Source organism: Kitasatospora sp. NPDC040550 (assembly GCF_055594965.1).
Genome location: NZ_JBVIWC010000013.1, coordinates 146,221 through 164,305 on the forward strand (window position 1 = coordinate 146,221; position 18,085 = coordinate 164,305).

Genomic DNA, 18,085 nt, shown 5'->3' on the forward strand with positions numbered 1-18,085 from the left:
GGAAGTAGCCGCGCGGAAGCGCGCCCGAGGTCCGTCCCGCCGGCCGCGGGGCCTCAGCCCAGCCAGCCCGGCCGCACCAGCCCCGACTCGTAGGCCAGCACCACCAGTTGCGCCCGGTCCCGCGCCCCGAGCTTCACCATCGCCCGGCTGACGTGCGTCTTCGCCGTCAGCGGGCTGACCACCAGCCGCCGGGCGATCTCCTCGTTGGACAGCCCCATCCCGACCAGCGCCAGCACCTCGCGCTCCCGCTCGGTCAGCGCCGATACGTCGGAGAGCCCCTCCGGAGCCGCCTCCGGTCCCTTGGAGCGGGCCGCGAACTCGCCGATCAGCCGCCTGGTCACGCCCGGCGAGAGCAGCGCGTCCCCGGCCACCGCGACCCGGATCGCCCGCAGCAGGTCGGCCGGTTCGGTGTCCTTGACCAGGAAGCCCGACGCCCCCGAGCGCAGCGCCTCGAAGACGTACTCGTCCAGCTCGAAGGTGGTCAGCACGACCACCCGTACGGAGGACAGCGCCGGATCCCCGGCGATCCTCCGGGTGGCCTCCAGCCCGTCCATCCGGGGCATCCGGACGTCCATCAGCACGACGTCGGGCACCAGTTCGCGGGCGAGCCGCAGCGCCGCCTCGCCGTCGTCCGCCTCGCCGACCACGGTGAGGTCGTCCTGGAGGTCCAGCAGGGCCCGGAAGCCCGCCCGGACCAGCAGTTGGTCATCCGCCAGCAGTACCCGAATCAATCGCTCTCCGCCTTCGGTGTCGGCAGCTCCGCCCGGACCCGGAAGCCGCCGCCGGGCAGCGGCCCCGCCGTGATGGTGCCACCGAACGCGGAGGCGCGTTCCCGCATCCCGACCAGCCCGCTGCCGGACCCGCCGGCGTCCGCGACCACCGCGGGCCCCGGGTCCTCGACCCGGACCACCAGGACGGCGGCGTCCCGCCAGTCCAGCACCACGACCGCCTCCCGGGCCACCGAGTGCCGGATCACGTTGGTCAGCGCCTCCTGGACGATCCGGAAGGCGGTCAGGTCGACGGTGGCGGAGAGCGGGCGGCGGACGCCGTCCTCGTGCACCTCGACCGACAGCCCCACCCGGTCGGCCTGCTCGGTGAGTTCGTCCAGCCGCCCCAGCCCGGGGGCCGGCCCGCGCGGCGCCGCGTCGGGCCCGCGCAGCGTGGCAAGCACCTGGCGGACCTCGCCGAGCGCCTCCTTGCTGGTCGACTTGATGGTGACCAGCGCCGTCCGGGCCTCCTCCGGCCGCCGGTCCAGCAGCGCCAGCGCGACCCCCGCCTGGATGTTGATCAGGGACAGGCTGTGCGCCAGGATGTCGTGCAACTCCCTTGCCATCCTGAGCCGTTCCTCGTTGGCCCGGCGCTGCTCCAGCTGCTGCCGGTAGGCCCGGTGGGCGGCGATCCGCTCGCGCCGGAAGCGGATCAGCTCGGCGACCGCCAGCATCAGCAGCAGCCAGGCCAGCAGCCCGAGTTCCACCTGCCAGACGAACCGGGGCTTGGCGGCGCGCAGCCAGCCGTCCGGCAGGACGAAGGACACCAGGACGTGCACCAGGTACACCCCGGCGACCCCCGTCCAGGCCGCCCGGCGGTGTCCGCAACCGATCGCGAAGCAGCAGGCGATCACCCAGCTCACGAACACCGGACCGTACGGGTACCCGGCGGCCAGGTACCCGGCGGTGATCACCGACGTCCCCGCCACCGCGGCGACCGGACGGCGCCCGAACACCGCCAGCAGCACCGGGCCGAGCAGCAGCAGCAGGTAGCCGGCGGCGTCCAGCGGGGCCCGGCCCGCCTGGTGGCGGGCGGCGAATCCCGATCCGACCACCTGGACCACGGCGGCCGCCACCGCGACCCGCACCGGCAGGCCCGAGCGGGCCCCCCGCGCCCACGGTGGGCGCCACGGTTCGGGCGGCGCCTCCGGAGCGGGCGGCCGCTGCTCCGGCGGTGGGGACGTGGGCGGCATCATGCCCGGAAGGCTAGACCCGCGCCCGGCCCCGGCGCGTCCTCCACCAGTGGCGTTCGGGCGTACTCCCGCTGGAGTACGCCCGAACCGGTCAGCCTGCTCTCACCCCTCCGCCTCAGCCCTCGGCCTGCGCCTTCTCCCCCACCTCAGCCTCCGCCTCAGCCCTCGGCCTGCGCCTTCTCCCCCGCCTCAGCGAAGGTCGCCGACGCCTCCGGCCGCGCCAGCGTCACCGTCAGCTCCCCGTCGCCGGCGTCCGCGATCAGCGTGTCCCCCTCCCGCACCGTCCCGTCCAGCAGCAGGGTGGAGATCCGGTTGTCCAGCTCCGACTGGATCGTCCGGCGCAGCGGCCGGGCCCCGAACTCCGGCTGGTAGCCGCGGTTGACCAGGTACTCCTTGGCCGCCTCGGTGACCTCCAGCCGCACGTCCTGGGCCCGCAGCCGCCGCCGGCTGCGGTCCAGCAGCAGGTCGACCACCGACAACAGGTCCTTCCGGGTGAGCGCGTGGAAGACGATCACCTCGTCGATCCGGTTGAGGAACTCCGGCCGGAACTGCTGGCGCAGGTCCCGCATCAGGTCGTCCCTGATCTCGTCCACGTTGCCCGAGTGGTCCAGGATCCGCTGCGAGCCGATGTTGCTGGTCATGATCACCACGGTGTTGCGGAAGTCGACCGTACGCCCCTGGGAGTCGGTGAGCCGCCCGTCGTCCAGCACCTGGAGCAGCAGGTTGAAGACGTCCGGGTGCGCCTTCTCCACCTCGTCGAAGAGCAGCACGCTGTACGGCTTGCGGCGGACCGCCTCGGTCAGCTGCCCGGCCTCCTCGTAGCCGACGTACCCGGGCGGGGAGCCGACCAGCCGGGAGACGGTGTGCTTCTCCTGGAACTCGCTCATGTCGAAGCGGATCATCCGGTCCGGGTCGCCGAACAGCAGCGCCGCCAGGGCCTTGGCCAGCTCGGTCTTGCCGACGCCGGTCGGCCCGAGGAAGAGGAAGGAGCCGGTCGGCCGGTCCGGGTCGCCCATCCCGGCGCGGCCGCGGCGCACCGCCTGGGCGACGGCGGTGACCGCCTCGTCCTGGCCGATCACCTTCTCGTGCAGGTGGTCCTCCAGCTTGAGCAGCCGCTCCTTCTCGGTCGCGTTCAGCTCCGCGACCGGGATGCCGGTGCGGGAGGAGAGCACCTGAGCGATGTCGTCGGCGGTCACGTCGACGACCTCCTCCCGGGACTCGGCGATCGCCGCGAGCTCGTCCTCGGTGCGCCGCAGCTCGGACTTGAGGTTGGCAGCCCGGACGAACTCCTCGTCCGCGACCGCCTCGTCCAGCTCCCGCTTCAACTTGGTGATCCGGTCCTGCACCGAGGTCGACTCGGTGGAACCGCTCAGGCTGCGCAGCCGCACCCGGGCGCCGGCCTGGTCCAGCAGGTCGATCGCCTTGTCGGGCAGGAAGCGGTCGCTGACGTACCGGTCGGAGAGGGTCGCCGCCGCGTCCAGCGCCTCGTCGGTGAACCGCACCTGGTGGTGCGCCTCGTACGCGTCGCGCAGCCCCCGGAGGATCTCGATCGTCTCCTCGACGCTCGGCTCCGGCACCAGCACCGGCTGGAAGCGGCGCTCCAGCGCGGCGTCCTTCTCCACGTGCTTGCGGTACTCGTCCAGCGTGGTCGCGCCGACCACGCTCAACTCCCCCCGCGCCAGGGCCGGTTTGAGGATGTTACCGGCGTCCATCGACCCCTCGCCGCCACCGCCCGCGCCGACCACGGTGTGCAGCTCGTCCAGGAACAGGATCACGCTCTTCTCGGCCGCCGTGACCTCGTCGATCACCTTCTTCAACCGCTCCTCGAACTCGCCCCGGTACTTGGAGCCGGCCACCAGCGCGGTCAGGTCCAGGGTGACCACCCGCTTGTCCCGCAGGCTCTGCGGGACGTCCCCGGACACGATCCGCTGGGCCAGCCCCTCGACGATCGCGGTCTTGCCGACGCCAGGCTCACCGATCAGCACCGGGTTGTTCTTGGTCCGCCGGGAGAGGATCTCCACGGTCTGCTCGATCTCCTCGGCCCGCCCGACCACCGGGTCCAGCCGGCCCCCGCGCGCCGCCTCGGTGAGGTCCTGCCCGTACTCGTCCAGGGTCGGGGTGTCGCTCGGGTGCCCGCCCGTGCTGCTGCGCTCGCCGCCCGTGCCCCGCCCGTCCAGCACCGACTTCAACGCCTCCTGCGAGGGCGCCGCGTTGCGCAGCGCCGTCCCCGCACCGGACCGCTCCTGCTCCAGCAGCGCGCCGAGGATGTGCTCCGGGCCGATGTACGAGGCGCCGGCCGCCTGCGAACGGGCGTGCGCGGCGAGCAGCGCGCGCTTGGCCGACGGGGTCAGCGCGGGCTGCCCCTCCAGCGCCTCCGGGTTGCCGGAGGGCAGCGCGTGCTCCAGGTCCCCGGAGAGCTGGTCCGGGTCGATGCCCGCGCGCTCCAGCATCCGCCGGGAGGGCTCCACCCGGGTGGCCGCCCAGGCGAGGTGCGCGGTGTCCAGGTCGCTGCTGCCGTCCTCGGCCGCACGCTGCGCGGCGAGCCCCAGCAGCTCCTGGGAGGACTCGCTGAGCAGCCGCCCGATCGGCACCCGCTGTACGGCGGGCGGGGAGGCCAGCGGACTCATCCCGAAGAACCGGCTGAGCAGGTCGGAGAACGGGTCGTTCGATCCGAACGGGGGCATGGTCACGGTGGTTCACCTCTCCCAAGCGGTTTGCAGCCACACAAACACAGGGCACGCCGGACCGCCTGTCGAGCCGACCCCGTCCGGCGCTCGGTCCCGGCCCCGGCCCGAGGCCCGGGCCAGGACTCGCCCACCCGCCCGTCGGGCCCGTCAGCCGGTGAGGTGGTCCAGCAGCACCCCGCCGCTGTACGTCACCGCCATCGCCAGCAGCCCGCCCGCCACGTTGCGCGCCACCGCCCGCCCCGCCCCCGCCCCGCCGAGCCGGGCGCTCGTCCAGCCCGAGGCCGTCAGCGCCACCACCACGGCGGCCACCGTCACCCCCAGCCGCCAGGACTCCGGCGGCAGCAGCACCGCCAGCAACGGCACCAGCGCACCCAGCGTGAACGCGGCCGCGCTCGCCAGCGCCGCCTCCCAGGGGTTGGTCAACGCCTCGGGGTCGATGCCGAGTTCGGTCTGCGCGTGGGCCGCCAGCGCGTCCCGCTCGGTCAGCGCCGTGGCCACCTCCCGGGCCAGGCCGTCGGTCAGCCCGCTGTCCCGGTAGTAGTCGGTCAGTTCGTCGAGCTCCCCCTCCGGGTCCTCGGCCAGTTCGCGCCGCTCCTTCGCCAACGCGGCCCGCTCGGTGTCCCGTTGGGTGCTGACCGAGACGTACTCGCCGGCCGCCATCGACATCGCCCCCGCCAGCAGCCCGGCCACCCCCGCCGCGAGCAGTGCGGCACGGGACCCGGCCGCGCCCGCCACACCCGTCACGATCCCGGCCGTCGAGACCACACCGTCGTTGGCACCCAGCACGGCGGCCCGCAGCCAGTTCAACCGCGCCGACAGCTCCGCCCGGGTCTCCCCCGCCTCCCCCGTCCGCTCCGCCATCCGCGCCCACCGCCCTCAGGGGTCCGTACGGTCCCCCCGATCCTCGCCCGGCACCAGCGGCCCCGCCACCCGCCGGCGGGCAACTCGCCCAGCAGGGTGGCCAGGGTTCTCCCGCCCCCGTCACCCCAGCAGCGGTGCCAGCGCCCGCCGCAGGTCCTCCGGACCCCGGTAGAGCACCCCGATCATCCCCAGCGCCACCGCCGCGTCCACGTTCTCCTGCCGGTCGTCGACGAACAGGCAGCGCTCCGGCCTCGCCCCGGCCCGCCCGGCGGCGATCTCGTAGATCCGGCGGTCCGGCTTCGCGCTGCCCACCCGGGAGCTGTTCACCACCTCGTCCGCCAGATCCGTCAGCCCCAGACGCGCCAGGTCCTCGTCCAGCCACACCGTCGCATTGGTCACCAGCACCACCCGGCAGTGCTCCCGCACCCGCCGCAGCAGCTCCACCACGACCTCGTCCGCCCAGAACGGCGAGTGCGCGAACGCCTCCGCCAGGCCCCGGGCCGCCTCCTCCGACACCCGGCCGGCCAGCCCGCGCGCGATCGACGCCACCCACTCCGCCCGACCGATCCGCCCCAGCAGCAACGGCAGGTCGTTCACCGGCGCGAACCCCACCGCCGCCGTGCTCCCCTCCTCCACCCCGGCGGCCCGCTCCAACGCGGCCACCCCGGCCCCGTCGAAGAACCGGATCACACCGTCCACATCACACAGCACCGCGTCGAAAGCCCTGGTAGTCACCTATTCCTCCTACCACAGCAGGTCACCGACCCCGGCTCCAGGGGCACCCTCAACTCCCGGACGGGCCCGGGCGGGACCACCCCCGCGGCACCAGCGCCGGCACCCGGGCCCGGTAGCCCTCGTACTCCACCCCGAACAGACCGGCCATCATCCCGTCCTCGGCCCGCACCCTCAGCAGCAACCACGGGACGGCGACCAGCAGATAGGCGATCCACCCCCCGAAGCCACAGGCCAGCATGCCCCCGCCGACCAACCCGAGCAGCCCCGTGTAGATGGGATGCCGCACCAGTCCGTACGGCCCGTCGGTCCGCAACTCGTGCCGCGCCTGAACGGTGGGCACACTCGCCCACATCGTGCCCAGCACCCACCGGGCCCACAACAGCAGAGCCGTCGAGGCCACCACCAACACCCCACCCGCCACGGCCAGTTCCGGCTGCCAGTAGCGCAACTGCCGCCAGAACCCCTGCGTCCGGTCCACCAGCGCCAGCACCACCCACACCCCGGCGCCCACCAGGACCCGCCGCAGCAGCGAGCGACGCAACCCGCCCAACCACCCCCGGAACCCGGACCTCCCCACCACAGCGAAGTAGACGACACCCGCGACCCAGGCCACGCAGAAGATCCCCACGCACGTCCCGGTCAACACACCCATTGCCGATCGCAGAGCTCCCATCCCGCAAGACTCCGCCCCCACCCCACCACCCCACCACCACCCCCGGGTGGAGCCACCCCGCCTCCACCCCATCCACCCCAAGGTGGAGCCCCCACCCCGCCCCCGCCGGGCACCTGTTCATCGGGCCCCGCCGCGGCCAGCTCCGCCGGAGCAACTGAAGCCAGTCAGTAGCCACCTCGTCCAGCGAAGTCGGTCCGGCCTTCTTCGGATCGGCTGCGCTCCCTTCTCCCCCGCAATCGCGCCCCGGTGTCAGCGGGTGATCGTGCCCACGAGAAACTCCATATTCGTACATACGTACTGCCAGTCGCCCAGAATGGAGCCTGAGCACGTGCCCGCCCCCAGCGCACCCTCATCACAGACCGAGCAGCCCGCAGCAGCGTTCGATGAGCTGACCGATGTCGATCTCCACCTCGACGCCTTCTATCCGGGTGGCACCAAAGGCAACATCTCGGACGACCCGATCAACAAGCTGGTCCCGAAGGTGGGTAACCAGGGTGGCTTCCGGCTCGCCGGTTCGCCCTGGAATCAGGACGTCCGCCTGGCCGTCCTCTACACAACCGGCCGGGAGCCCGACTGGCCAGACGCGCTCGATCCGCAGACCGGAACCTTCACCTACTACGGAGACAACAAGAAACCCGGACACGAGCTGCACGGGACGAATCCGGGCGGCAACCTCCTCCTCCGGAATGTCTTCGCTGCCTCCCATGCGGGTCCGGAGGAGCGGCGTCGAATACCTCCGTTCCTGCTCTTCGAGAAGACTGGCACCACCGGCCGCGGCGTCCGGTTCCGCGGACTGCTCGCGCCGGGAGGCCCGGCTCTCACCTCCGATGACGAACTCGCCGCCATCTGGCGCACAACCGGCGGTGAGCGCTTCCAGAACTACCGGGCCCAGTTCACCGTGCTGGACCAGGCTGTCATCCCACGCAAGTGGATCCAGCACCTGGTCGATGGTGGAGACCCCCTGGAAGGCAGCTGCCCCGACGCGTGGCGCACGTGGGTCGAAACCCGCTCCTACCTTCCCCTCACTGCCCCGGCGACGACCGTCATCCGCAGCCAGGCGGAACAGCTGCCCTCTGACCCGAACTCGCGGGAGATCCTGGCAACAATTCGCGAGCACTTCCGCGGCCGGGAACATGACTTCGAGCCGTGCGCGGTGGAACTGTGGCGCCTTCTCGCGCCAGCGACCGGCCAGGTGGAGGTGACCCGCAGGAGCCGCGATGGAGGGCGCGACGCCGTGGGGCAGTATTACCTGGGCCCTCCGGCGGACAGGATCGCCATCGACTTCGCCCTGGAAGCCAAGTGCAAGTCACCCGACCAGGCGGTCGGCGTGAAAGAGGGAAGCCGACTGATCTCACGGCTCCGGCACCGGAACTTCGGGGTCCTCGTCACGACGTCCTACTTCAACCAGCAGATGCAGAAGGAGATCCGCGACGATGAGCACCCGGTAGTCCTGATCTGCGGCCGCGACATCGTCGAACTCCTCCGCCAGCACGGATACACGTCCAAGGCTGCGGTCGAGGAATGGCTAGCCAAGAGGTACCCCGCGCCAATATCTGGCACGCGGGTGGCGCAGCCGGACTGAGAGCCGGAAACGATCAAGGGCCAGTTCGGGAGGACGTTGCCTCCGAACTGGCCCTTCGGGTGGGTGGGCGCGGACGGTTTCGAACCGCCGACATCCGCTTTGTAAGTTCGATCAGGCCACGTCGATAGCTGCACACGCTGTTGATCGCGACGCAGCAATGATCCACCTAAGCGCTTACAGGGTTGCCTGTGTCCGCTGCCGTTGATGTCAGCTACTGATGTCGCAATCAGGGCGGACTGCGCCGAGGCTGGCCGCCTGGGGCCAGCTACTCACCGCTCGTGGGTCTTGATGGGCGTGGTGAGGATATGCATCAAAGGGTCGCACCCCAGGGGACCGGCCGCTAGCAGCCGTGGCCTGCCACCGTTTTGGTGCCAGGCCACAGGCAGTTGACGTTCTTCAAGAACAAAGGCAGCCGCCGTGACAGCTGGTCACGGACCTGCGCCGAACGCCCGACTTGGTCATACTGGCGTCTAGATCGACCCGGACCTGCCCTGATTGCGGGACGCGGCGAGACCGAAGCACGACACGCGGCCTAGTGGTGCCATGGCCAGGCAATGGCGGCGGCCATCAGCCCACTGCCAGCCGTGGCAGCTGCACCTCGCGCGGCGTTGATCGCAAGGAAGCGGACCAGAGCCCGCACCTTCTCGCGGGCGAGGGACTTGCTGTGGGACCTGGAGGCACCAGGACCCTTCTTCGACTTATCCTTCATGGGACTCCTTGGTTCGTGCGAGCGGACGAGTAGTCGCGAGGGAGCCCGGAGACCGCAATGCTTGGAGGCGGCGGTCATTGCATGGGCTCCCTTGCTTCGTTGGCGGGTCCGAGCGCGACGGTACGTCGCTGTAGGTGCCCCGCCAGGTGGCGCGCGAGCGCGTTGTTCCGGTTCGGCCTCCTTGCCGATCAGGCGGAGGTGCCGAACTATTCAGCAGAGCTGGACTTCTGGGCCGCTCATGCGGGCGGCCGACACCAATCTGACCACGAGGCTGCGGACTTGACGCTAAGCTCCCACTACCGACTGATCCTCATGAAGTTCTAGAAAAAACTAGGGCTGTCATGAGGATCAGTCGGTAGTGCTGGTGGCGTTCAAAACGTAGGAGAAACCTTGGCAAGCCACTCCGAGGCGGTGTCCGCTGAGGCCAGCAAGCGGCAGGAGCAGCTCACGCTCATGCGGACCGTCGGCAAACTCGACAAGGTCATGGCGAACGCAGCGCTGCTGTACGACCAGGGAAATAGGAGGCGGGACGGCGTTCTCATTCGCCGCAGCTACTTCCGACACCGCACCCGGAAGCCCGTGAAGGACGAGCGCAAGGGGTTGCCCCGGCCTGAACGCCCCCTTGCCGGACAGTTGATCAAGCCGCGTGGGATCGCGCTAAACCTCCACTTGATGCTCCTGTACGCAGCACAGTGCCAAACCTCGCGCAGGGGCGCGACGTGGGTTAACGAGATCCCGTTGCGGCACGACGGGGACCGCGACGGCCTCTCATGGCAAGACCTGCTTGTGGCCCCCGCGAAGCATGGAGATCGCGGCGGGGCCCCTCATAGCGAAAACAAGCAGAGACAGATTGGCGCGGGACTGCATGCCCTCCACGCGCTGGACCTGATCACGCTGCCCAACGCCGTAAAGAGCCCGCGCCGACCGTTTCGAGGCTTCCAGCTGCTCTGCGAGACAGGGGCGCCCAACAGCATCGACCCCATGCCGTACAAGGTTCCGCGCGAAGACGCGGAAGGCGTAGTCCTACCCGTTTCCTTCTTCACTCACGGCTGGGTCTATCTCCTGACGCACAGCGAGATTGTTGCTTACCTAATGTGGCTCGACATCGGGCGCTATGGGAGCGTCGAATGGAACGAGGAGCTGGGCAGAGCAGACGAGCCCAGAACCTTCATCCCGGGCCCATACCGTGCAGGCCATTACGGTCTGGGGCGTAACGCATACGAGACGCACCGCTCGCTGGCAGCGTTCGGCCTGCTCGAAGTAGTGCCCCAGAACCGCCACCCCGACGGGAAGGCCATCGACTACGGCAGGGGAGGCGACCTGCACTGCCACAGAATCCAGGTTGTACCAGGAGGGCTTGAGCGGGATGCGGCCACAATGATCACGGCAGCATTGAGCAACGTGGCGAAGACCGGTACCTGGACGACTCAGACCAAGTAGCCACACGCGTCCACCCGTCAGCGCCGTTGTTGCCATCCGGTGAACGCCTTGTTCGCTCCGCGCTTTGGTGCCGGCGGCGAGCCCGCTTCTGCTTTCAAAGCCTCTCGCGTGCAACGGAGTTGAAGTACCGTCTCTCAGACCGCTCGCCGGTCCGCCGAGTGCTGAGGCACGACGGCATCGGCGACGTCGCGCGCATCTGCGACCAACGCGTTGCAACCAGTGATCACCGCCCCGCATGCAACGATCCACCAGGGAGCGCCAATCGCCGCAGCAAGGCTTAACCCGCTCTCGGACATGCCAATTTGGGCTGACAGCAGGAGCTTGCCGCTTCGTTGCCGCGATCGTGACGAGTTGGCCCCAGAGCTCGGACGCATGACCACTAACCTCCTACAACTTCCCGCCCCTCGGGCGGCGTTGCGCCAAGGCTGCGTCACCGCTCATCGTTGCGGGAAGGATGAACGCGTTGCGGATCCTCTGCAACGGGCCTGGAAGGAGCAACCGTGTCGAGAGAGCGCGAGACTGCTGCGACTCGAAAGATCATCAGCCCGCGTTCGCAGCTACCGGACGCGGTTCACCCGCCGGCAGACCCCGCACCATCAAGCGCCCGACAGAGGCCCAAGCGAATCATCTTTACGAGCGACCTCTCGCCTGATCTTCCAGACACCGTTCGGATTCTCGCCGAGAATCTTCGCCTACTTGCAGGCGAACTCCAAACATCGATGACGGCCTACGCGGCGGGAATTTCGTTCCATACCTCAACGATTTCACGCTATTTTGGCGGCCAGGAAATTCCACCCGCAAGCTTCATCGAACGGCTAATGGATGACGCCGAAAGGGCTAGGGGACTTGCCATGACCGCCGAGGCGCGAGAATCAATCCGAAAAGCCCACCGGGCGGCCTTGCAGGAAGTCAAGCCGAGTGCGGCATTATCTGCAATCGCTTAGAGGCGAAGTGACCGAAACGCATCGGCGGGCCGAAGCGAGGGCACGCACAGTCCAACTTCTTGAACAGGAGCTCCAGAAAGTCAGAGACGAGGCATCCAGGCATGCACTTGAGGCACAGCGAGCTTTCGGAGAAATGGTAGCTCAAGAAGCTAGGTACAGCATCGAGCTCGATCGATATGAAGAGCACATAGAGCGACTGCAGGAAGAGCATAGCACCTTGCTAGATCGCATCTCTGACCTCGAAGAATCCTTGAAGCGAGCCAAAAATAGAGCCCTAAGGGCCGACGAGCGATGCGCAGCCGCCGAAAGGCGTCTTCAGACTGCCGAATCCGTCGCAGATGACGCCCGGCGGGAAAAGCAGGAGGAGACTGGACGGCTTAGCGCAGCCTTGGCCGAAGAAAAGAATCTGCGAATCGAAGGAATTCGCCGGGAGGCGGCCGCCCTGGAGGACCTGGGAGTGACGCTTGCCAGCGATCGTCGGGCTCCGCTGGTCCGAGGTCGACCTCGACCACCGGGTCCTGGTTGTCCGCGAGCAGGTGCAGCGCGTCCGCGGTGAGCTGTACGCGGACACCACGAAGAGCGGGAAGCGCCGGCCGGTGCCGCTCCCCCGGATCTGCGTGGCGGCCCTGCGCTGGCACCGGATGCGGCAGGACGAGGCCCGCCGCGCGGCCGGGGACAAGTGGGAGGAGACCGGCTACATCTTCACCACCCGCACCGGCCGACCGATCGAGCCGACTAACCTCTACCGCTCGTTCGTCCGGGTGTCCAAGGCCGCGGAGGTCCCCGCGATCCGGCTGCACGACACCCGGCACGGGTGCGCGACGCTGCTTGTCGCGTGCGGAGTACCGCCCCGGGTGGTGATGGAGATCCTCGGCCACAGTCAGATCGGGCTGACGATGAACGTCTACACCCACGTCACCCAGGACACCCAGCGGGAGGCCCTCGGCAACATGGACCGGCTGCTCAAGCGCCGCCACTGATGTCAGCCTGAGATGTCAAATGCCCCGGACCAAGATCGGTCCGGGGCATTTTGGCTGGTGGGCGCGGACGGTTTCGAACCGCCGACATCTGCTTTGTAAGAGCAGCGCTCTACCACTGAGCTACGCGCCCCCGGTCGTGGCCCTTCGGGCGTACGACGAGTGCCTAGGGTACCTGGTCCGGAGGGGTGGTGTGGTGCGGGCGGGGTGGGGTGGTGGGAGGGGGCTGCCCGTGGTGCGGGGGGATCGGGGAGAATGGGCGCGGATCAGCGGGTCGGAGCAGGGAGCGCGCAGTGGCGGTGGCCGGCGGGAGCGGGCAGCGGGGGCGGCGTCGGGCGGGGAGTGCGCTGGGCGACGCGCTGGTGTTGCCGGTGGTGCTGGCGGGTGCGTTGGGGGCGGTCGGGCTGGCGTCGGCGGGCAGTGGCGGCTGGTGGGGGCGGCGGAGTGCCGGGGACGGTGTGCGGGCGGAGGCCCGGGAGGCGCGGGCCGCGGCGCAGGAGGCGTTCTACGAGCTGGACGAGACGCAGCGCGAGGTGCAGTTGGCGGTGGAGACCGTCCGGGCGGCCGAGGAGGGCGCGGCGGCGCAGCGGGCGTTGGCCGAGTTGCCGGCGATCTCCGGCCGGGTGGAGCAGGTCACGGTGAACTACCTGGCCGCGCTCGACGCCCATGACCTGGACCGGGAGGATCTGGACGCCGGTTCGGTGGCCCAGGCCCGGCGCCTGCTGGTGGATGTGCAGGGCCAGCTCCGCTCGGCCCGCGCCGAGCTGACCGACTTCCTGCGCCGCCTCCAGCCGACCCTGCTCCACGCCGAGCAGCAGCTGCTGCGGGTCACGCCGGCCGTGGAGCAGGCCAAGCGCGCGCTGCTGCGGGCGACCACCACGCTGGACGAGGTGCGCGGCGCCGGGCTGCGGGCGGACGACCTGGCGGCCCGGCTGGCCGAGCTGGCGCCGGAGCTGGGGCGGCTGAACGAGGGGGCGGCGCGGCACGGCGTGGCGGCCACCCTGCAGCGGGCCGAGGAGGTGCAGCGGCGGGCGGAGGCGATCACCGCCGACGCCGCCCAACTGCCCGAGCGGGCCCGGGAGCTGGACCGCCGGGTGTCCAGTCTGCGGACCCGGATCCAGGCGCTGGGGACCAAGGCGGAAACGGTCGATCCGGCCCTGAGCGAGCTACGCCGCCGGTTCAGCACGGCCTGCTGGCAGGACCTCCAGCGGGTGCCCGAGCAGGTCGCCGAGGCGGGCCGGGCCGCCGAGCGCAAGCTCGCCGAGGCCGCCCGGGCCCGGGACGAGCAGCGGTGGGCGGACGCCACGGCCGCGATCGGTACGGTCCGCGCGCTGCTGGAGACCGCGGACGGCTCGGTGCAGGCCGTGAACGACCGGCTGCGGCAGCTGAACGAGGTGCAGCACGACCCGAACCGGGAGGTGGAGCGCGCCCGCTTCGCCGTCCGGGACGCCCAGCGGCTGGCGATGGCGGGCCGCACCGCGCCGGACCCGCGGCACGCCGGCCCGCTGGACGAGGCGGTGGCCCGGCTGGACCGGGCGCTGGAGACCCTCCAGGCGGCGGGCCGGCACCCCGACTACTGGCACTTCCTGACCGAGCTGGCGGCGGTGCGGGAGACGGCGGCGCGGGTGATCGACATGATCCGCGGCGATCTGGGCCAGCACCGCTGAGCGCGGTCGGTACCCTGCCGGTATGCCACGCTACGACTTCCGCTGCCGCTCCTGCGGAGCCACCTTCGAGCTCCGCCGCCCGATGGCGCAGGCCAACGACCCCGCCGTCTGCCCGCAGGGCCACCCGGACACCGTGAAGCTGCTGTCCACCGTCGCCGTCACCGGCGCGGCGGGCGGCGCGCCGCAGCAGGCCCCGAGCGGGGGCGGGGGCGGCTGCTGCGGCGGCGGGTGCTGCGGCTGACCGACAGCCGGCCGGCTAGCCGGCGACCACAGCGCCGACGGGGGCGGCGGGGGCGGCGGTCACCGCCGCCAGGAACCGGCGGGCGATCTCCTCCCCCGCCGCCACCCCCACCTCCGCCAGGGCGGTGACGCCGGGGGCCGTCCATCCGCCGTCGGCCAGTTCGCCGTGCCCGGGTCGCCACCCGGCGTCGGCGGCGAGCAGCAGGTCGGCGTCCAGCAGGGAGTCGCCGGCCGCCAGGACGGTGTGCGCGCCGCTGCGGCGGACGGCCTCGGCGAGCGCGGCGCTCTTGGTGAGCGGCTGCGGCACGGCGTACACCTTGCGGCCCTGCAACGAGACCTGCCAGCCGCGTTCGGCGCACCAGCCGGTGAGCTCGGGCAGCCAGCCGTCGGGCAGCCGGTCGCGCTCGACGACCAGGTAGGCGAACTGCTCGTCGGCGACCCGCCGTTTGCGCGTCCACTCCGGGTCGGCGCTCAGGGCGAGTTGGCGCAGCACCTCGTCCAGCGGGGCGGCGCCGGCGGCGATCCGCGCGGTGATCTCGCGGCGCCAGTCGCGGTCCGGCTCGCCGTCCACCAGCAGCTGCCCGCCGTTCGCGCAGATCGCGTAAGTCGGCGTCGGTCCGGGCAGGTTGACCCGCCGGTACTGCTCGACGGTCCGGGTGGTGGCGGGTACGAAGCGGGCCCGGCGGCCCAGTTCGACCAGCAGGGCGGCGGCCCGTTCGGTCAGGAAGGACAGCGGGCGACCGTCCAGCACCTCGACGCAGAGCAGGCGCGGCGCGAGCCGGTCGGGGCCGTCCAGGGCCAGGGCCCGCTCGGAGTAGATGAGCGTACGGTCGAGGTCGCTGGCCACCAGCACGCCACCCGCACCGCCATCGGCAGCACCGCCCGCACCAGCCACGCCGCCCGCGCCGCCCGCACCGTCCACGGCACCCATCAGGACTCCCTCCCCGTCACGGCCCGTCCGCTCTCCCCCGTCGCACCCCGACTGTAGCGGGGGTGGATGAGGCCCACGCAGCTGTACGGCAGCCCGTCCACCTCCTCGACCGGGACGCCGCGTTGGGCGGCGAGCAGCCGTACGTGGTCGAGGTCGGTGCCCGCGCCGCGCCGGGCCAGCACCCGCCAGGGCACCCGGCGCAGCAGCACCCGGGTGGTCTCGCCGACGCCGGGCTTCACCAGGTTGATGTTGTCGATGCCGTATTCGGCGCTGATCCGCTCGACGGCGGCCCAGCCGGCCCAGTCGGGCGTGCGGTCCGGGTCGGCGGCGAGCCGTTCGGCCGCCTCGACCGCGAGGGCGCGGACCTCCCCGAAGTGGTCGGCCACCGCGGTCAGGAAGGTCTCCGAGACGTCCCCGCCCGCGAGTTCGGCGTAGTGCTTGGCGCCGTGGAAGTCACCGGGGCCGATCAGTCCGGCCCGCAGCACGGTGCGCGAAACCAGCCCGGACACCGTGGAGTTGAGGCAGGCGGAGGGGATCAGGAAGTCCTCCCGGGTGCCGTACGTCCGCACGCAGCGGCCGGGGTCGGCGAGCACCGCGAGGTCCGGGTCGAAGCCGGTGCCGGCCAGCGCGTCGGTGAGTTCGCGGGTGATCGCGCCCTTTCCGGTCCAGCCGTCCACGAACACCACGTCGGACGCCCGGTGGTGGGCCGCCAGGTAGCGCAGCGCGACCTGGTCGATGCCTCGACCGCGGACGATGGACACCGCGTAGTGCGCCACGGACAGGCCGTGGGCGAAGGCCAGCCAGCGGCGGACCAGGATGCCGACCGGCGTGCCGGCCCGGGCCAGCGAGGCGAGCACCAGGCCGGGCCCGCGCTCGCGCAGCAGGGTCTCGGCGACGGTGCCGACGGCGAGCGCCATCCGGCGGGCCGTACCGCGCAGCGCCTGGTGGAACAGCTCCTGGTACTCGGGGCTGGGGCGGTACTCGACCGGCAGCGACTCGGCGTAGTGGGCGCCGCCGTGCTGGACGGCCTCCTCCCGCTCCTCGGTGGGGGCCTCCAGCGGCACGTCGGAGAGGTCCTTGAGCAGCCAGGCGACCTCCTCCGGGCGGTAGGAGGAGAACTCCGGCCCGTACAGCGGCGTCGGCAGCGCGGCGGGCAGCGGAGCCGGCGGCACCGACGAGGACACGGAGGACGGCGCGGAGGACGGCGCGGAGGACGGCGCGGAGGACGGCACCGACGACGGCACGGAGGACCGAACCGAGAGCAGCACCGGGCGGTGCGAGGGGAGTACCGCGAGGACCACCCGGTCGGTGACCTGCCGCAGCTGGCGCAGCAGCGCGTACTCCCCCTGGTGCAGGGCCGGGGTGTCGGCCACGTCGTCCACCACCAGCACCACGGCGTCGAAGCGGCGGGCCCCGTCCGCACCGGGGGCGACGTTGTAGACGTAGCGCTCGCGCGAGCCGCCGTCCTGCGGGTCGTCGTGGGCCGGGAAGACCAGCCGGGTGCGGATGGCGTAGCCGGGGTCGTCCACGGCGAGGACGGGCGAGCGGGTGGTGGTGGAGTAGCGGACGCGGTCGCCGCCGAGCCGCTGGGCGAGCGCCTCGGCCAGCCGCAGCGGCGCGTACATCAGCTCCTCGAAGCCGAGCACCAGGACCCGCTGCCGCTCAGCGCCGTCCACCACCGCAGCACACACCGGCCCCGCACACTCCACCCCCGCGCCCTCCGTCCCCGCGCCCTCCGTCCCCGCGCCCTCCGTCCCCGCGCCCTCCGCCCCCGCACCGGCCCCGAGCGCCTCCGCCACCTGCCCCGCCAGTGCGGGCAGTACGGCGTCCAGCCGCTCGCGGTCCTGCGCCGTGAAACCGTGCCGCCCACCGTCCGGCAGCCCGGCGGGCCAGTCCAGCTCGACCCGGACCAGCGGGGCGGGCTCGACGGCCGGCGGCGGGGCGGCCGGGGGGACGGCGGCGATCAGCCGCTCGGCCCGGGCCACGATGTCCTCGGGCAGGTCGACGCCACCGCTCGCGGTGGCCACCACGTCGAGCCGGGCGCCGAGTTCGGCGGCGGCCGCGGCGAGCCGGTGGCGGTCCTCGGCGGAGCGCAGGTCGACCAGGGCGACCACCACGTAGCGGTCGCGCGGGTGGCGGCGGTGCAGTTCGCGGATGGTGTTGAGGACGGTCCGGCCGGTCGACAGCTCGTCGTCGACCAGCACCAACGGCCCGTCGCCCGCGAGGAGTTCGGGGTCCGCCGGGAGGAGCAGGTGGCCGGTGGCGTGGGAGTGCTCCTCCTCGAAGCCGCCGAGCGGGGGCACCCCGGGGACGGGGCGGCGGGTGGAGTGCAGGCAGGGCGCGTCGAGGCCGTCGGCGACGCTGTGGCCGAGGCCGGTGGCGGTCTCCGCGTAGCCGAGCACGACGGCCCGGCCGGCTTCCGCGGGGCCGAGCAGTTCCCGGACCCGGCGGCCGAGTTCGAGCCCGGCGCCGTGCACCACGGCGGGCCGCTGCGGGACGTGCTTGCCGAGCACGCTGGAGACCAGCAGGTGGGCCCGCCGGGGGTTGCCGGACCGCAGGGCCAGGCCGACCAGTTCGGGCAGGCGCTCCGATCCGGTCAGCACGATCCCGGCCCGCTCGGCGACCCAGCGCCCGGTCCAGCCACCGCCCACCGCACCAGCCGGACCAGCCGGACCAGCC

At 71.7% G+C, this 18,085-nt stretch carries 13 protein-coding genes, 1 tRNA gene and 1 pseudogene; 6 read left to right on the forward strand and 9 right to left on the reverse strand.

The window, feature by feature from the left end; genetic code table 11:
* Window positions 1-53 precede the first annotated feature (53 nt).
* From ACZ58X_RS20780 to ACZ58X_RS20805, 6 genes are all read right to left on the reverse strand, one after another.
* Entirely contained in the window at window positions 54-731 is a 678-nt protein-coding gene (locus ACZ58X_RS20780) for a response regulator (protein ID WP_470335088.1), read from the reverse strand.
* A complete protein-coding gene (locus ACZ58X_RS20785) occupies window positions 728-1,963 on the reverse strand; it encodes a sensor histidine kinase (RefSeq protein ID WP_470335089.1) in 1,236 nt (411 codons plus the stop codon). The genes ACZ58X_RS20780 and ACZ58X_RS20785 overlap by 4 nt, the downstream gene beginning before the upstream one ends.
* Before the next feature lie 155 nt (window positions 1,964-2,118).
* The gene (locus ACZ58X_RS20790; RefSeq protein WP_470335145.1) at window positions 2,119-4,644 is read right to left on the reverse strand and encodes an ATP-dependent Clp protease ATP-binding subunit; all 2,526 of its coding nucleotides are present in this window, start codon (window positions 4,642-4,644) and stop codon (window positions 2,119-2,121) included.
* 150 nt (window positions 4,645-4,794) lie between these two features.
* On the reverse strand, window positions 4,795-5,508 hold the full coding sequence (locus tag ACZ58X_RS20795) for a VIT1/CCC1 transporter family protein (RefSeq protein WP_470335090.1): 714 nt from the start codon (window positions 5,506-5,508) through the stop codon (window positions 4,795-4,797).
* 120 nt (window positions 5,509-5,628) lie between these two features.
* Window positions 5,629-6,243 carry an HAD family hydrolase gene (locus tag ACZ58X_RS20800; RefSeq protein ID WP_470335091.1) on the reverse strand — a complete coding sequence of 205 codons (615 nt, stop codon included), beginning with the start codon at window positions 6,241-6,243 and terminating at the stop codon, window positions 5,629-5,631.
* Between the two features lie 49 nt (window positions 6,244-6,292).
* Complete coding sequence (locus ACZ58X_RS20805) at window positions 6,293-6,856, reverse strand: methyltransferase family protein (RefSeq protein WP_470335092.1); 564 nt, start codon at window positions 6,854-6,856, stop codon at window positions 6,293-6,295.
* Window positions 6,857-7,244: 388 nt separating this feature from the next.
* Here ACZ58X_RS20805 and ACZ58X_RS20810 point away from each other — a divergent pair, with 388 nt between their 5' ends.
* From ACZ58X_RS20810 to ACZ58X_RS20825, 4 genes and pseudogenes are all read left to right on the forward strand, one after another.
* Complete coding sequence (locus ACZ58X_RS20810; RefSeq protein WP_470335093.1) at window positions 7,245-8,498, forward strand: restriction endonuclease; 1,254 nt, start codon at window positions 7,245-7,247, stop codon at window positions 8,496-8,498.
* 1,099 nt (window positions 8,499-9,597) lie between these two features.
* A complete protein-coding gene (locus ACZ58X_RS20815) occupies window positions 9,598-10,647 on the forward strand; it encodes a hypothetical protein (RefSeq protein WP_470335094.1) in 1,050 nt (349 codons plus the stop codon).
* A gap of 500 nt (window positions 10,648-11,147) precedes the next feature.
* Complete coding sequence (locus ACZ58X_RS20820) at window positions 11,148-11,591, forward strand: hypothetical protein (RefSeq protein WP_470335095.1); 444 nt, start codon at window positions 11,148-11,150, stop codon at window positions 11,589-11,591.
* A 473-nt stretch (window positions 11,592-12,064) separates the two neighbouring features.
* Window positions 12,065-12,571: pseudogene (locus ACZ58X_RS20825) on the forward strand (tyrosine-type recombinase/integrase); the annotation flags it as partial.
* A gap of 55 nt (window positions 12,572-12,626) precedes the next feature.
* Here the strand turns inward: ACZ58X_RS20825 and ACZ58X_RS20830 are convergent.
* A tRNA-Val gene (locus ACZ58X_RS20830) sits at window positions 12,627-12,701 on the reverse strand.
* 160 nt (window positions 12,702-12,861) lie between these two features.
* Between ACZ58X_RS20830 and ACZ58X_RS20835 the strand changes: the two genes are divergently transcribed.
* Together ACZ58X_RS20835 and ACZ58X_RS20840 are read left to right on the forward strand one after the other, a co-directional pair.
* Complete coding sequence (locus tag ACZ58X_RS20835) at window positions 12,862-14,235, forward strand: hypothetical protein (RefSeq protein ID WP_470335096.1); 1,374 nt, start codon at window positions 12,862-12,864, stop codon at window positions 14,233-14,235.
* 22 nt (window positions 14,236-14,257) lie between these two features.
* Window positions 14,258-14,476, forward strand: a complete 219-nt coding sequence (locus ACZ58X_RS20840; RefSeq protein WP_402483713.1) for an FmdB family zinc ribbon protein — start codon at window positions 14,258-14,260, stop codon at window positions 14,474-14,476.
* 15 nt (window positions 14,477-14,491) lie between these two features.
* Here the strand turns inward: ACZ58X_RS20840 and ACZ58X_RS20845 are convergent, their stop codons facing one another.
* Together ACZ58X_RS20845 and ACZ58X_RS20850 are read right to left on the reverse strand one after the other, a co-directional pair.
* Window positions 14,492-15,406, reverse strand: a complete 915-nt coding sequence (locus ACZ58X_RS20845) for an HAD family hydrolase (protein ID WP_470335097.1) — start codon at window positions 15,404-15,406, stop codon at window positions 14,492-14,494.
* Window positions 15,406-18,057: a phosphoribosyltransferase gene (locus ACZ58X_RS20850; protein WP_470335146.1), complete on the reverse strand. Its 2,652-nt coding sequence runs from the start codon at window positions 18,055-18,057 to the stop codon at window positions 15,406-15,408. Before ACZ58X_RS20850 ends, ACZ58X_RS20845 begins: the two co-directional genes overlap by 1 nt.
* Window positions 18,058-18,085 lie beyond the last annotated feature (28 nt).